The 1,369-nt window shown below is 39.1% G+C and carries 1 protein-coding gene; it reads left to right on the forward strand.

The window, feature by feature from the left end; translation table 11 throughout:
- The first annotated feature begins 115 nt into the window (after positions 1–115).
- Positions 116–796, forward strand: a complete 681-nt coding sequence (locus PUN32_RS13965; RefSeq protein ID WP_248441474.1) for a hypothetical protein — start codon at positions 116–118, stop codon at positions 794–796.
- The last annotated feature ends 573 nt before the right edge of the window (positions 797–1,369 follow it).

A 1,369-nucleotide genomic window follows, 5' to 3' on the forward strand; every position in this document is an offset into this window, starting at 1 on the left:
ACGTTTTGTCATAATGTCACCTATTAACTTATGAGATGATAATATCACCTCTAATTAAGTGACCAAATTCACCGTACCACTACAAACTGAGAATGCTGAGTCTGTTGCTATGCATATGAAAGGAATTAAGGATGCGTTATCCTCTGATGCCAAGGCATTAGATGTATTCTTTGAGGAAATTATCGAGACTGGTTTTCTAAAAAATACACAGCATGATTGTTTAGAAATTTACCCGCAAATTTTGGCGGGAGAGTTAGCATTTAGACCTGCATTATTTTTAGATTTTGATCCTGATTATGATAAAGAGTTAGTTGCTTTTAGAGTATCCACAGACGACTTTCAAAAGTATAAAGATTTATATAAAGATATTTCTGAAGTTCTATCTCGTCAGCTTATTCTTGTTGCTGGGATCAATAACATTATTCATCGTAAAGATCACAATAAGTTTAAAGATATTGGCAAAACAACACCTAAGTCGCTGAATGATTTTGCAGACTTACCGTATGGTTTTAAAGTAGCTCATTTAGATGAGTGTTGGTATGAAATTGGTGAAGATGCTATCAACAATCAGCTCCGTAACTCAATTGCTCATGTCAAAGCAGAGTATGATGATGTTTCTCAAATTATTACTTATTACCCTAAGAAAGAAGGCATAAAGCAAGAAAAAGCGGAGTCAATCTACTTTATTGATTTTATGAGGAAAATTCTTATTTCATACCGTGAAATGCACCGGCTACATCAGTTAATCAAATGCATGTTTAACTATGAGTATTTGATGCGTAAAAAAGCTGCTTAACAAACGCCTCAAGAGGGACTGTCAACGCGCGGCGTTTCCAGTCCCAATGAGTCGCGGTGGTTACGGTTGTTGTGATTGAGTTTAGTGTTAATGCGTTGCCAGCCCCTTAGGCGGGCGTTAACTGGCAAAGCGGAAAATCTATCAACATTTGAGAAAAGGAATTTACGAATGTTTCGTTGTGGTCAATGCCGACATTTTGAACGAGCTAAAAACAATCTCAAAGATTTGTGTGGAGCTTGGGATCAGCCGACGATAGCAACGCGTGAAGCTTGCGGATTTTTCACACTCAGAAAATTGGTGCGAGATCCGAAAACTTCAAACGAAGCGTAAAGTGATGATTTGCATAGGTGAAATGTTCGGTGGAAATCCTCAGCTCTGGCCAGTTAACAAACGCCTCAAGAGGGACTGTTAACGCGCAGCATTTTTGTAATGCTTTGAACTTTGTGATTAATTTGGTATGCGTTAAGTTGGTTGGTGCGTTACCAGCCCCTTAGGCGGGCGTTAGGTCACGACGGGATCACATGAGCAATGCAGAGCAGTGTCGATTGAGTATGGAAGAGCAAAACGTGGATA

It is taken from the genome of Vibrio chanodichtyis, from assembly GCF_028863985.1.
Classification (GTDB): Bacteria; Pseudomonadota; Gammaproteobacteria; order Enterobacterales; family Vibrionaceae; genus Vibrio; species Vibrio chanodichtyis.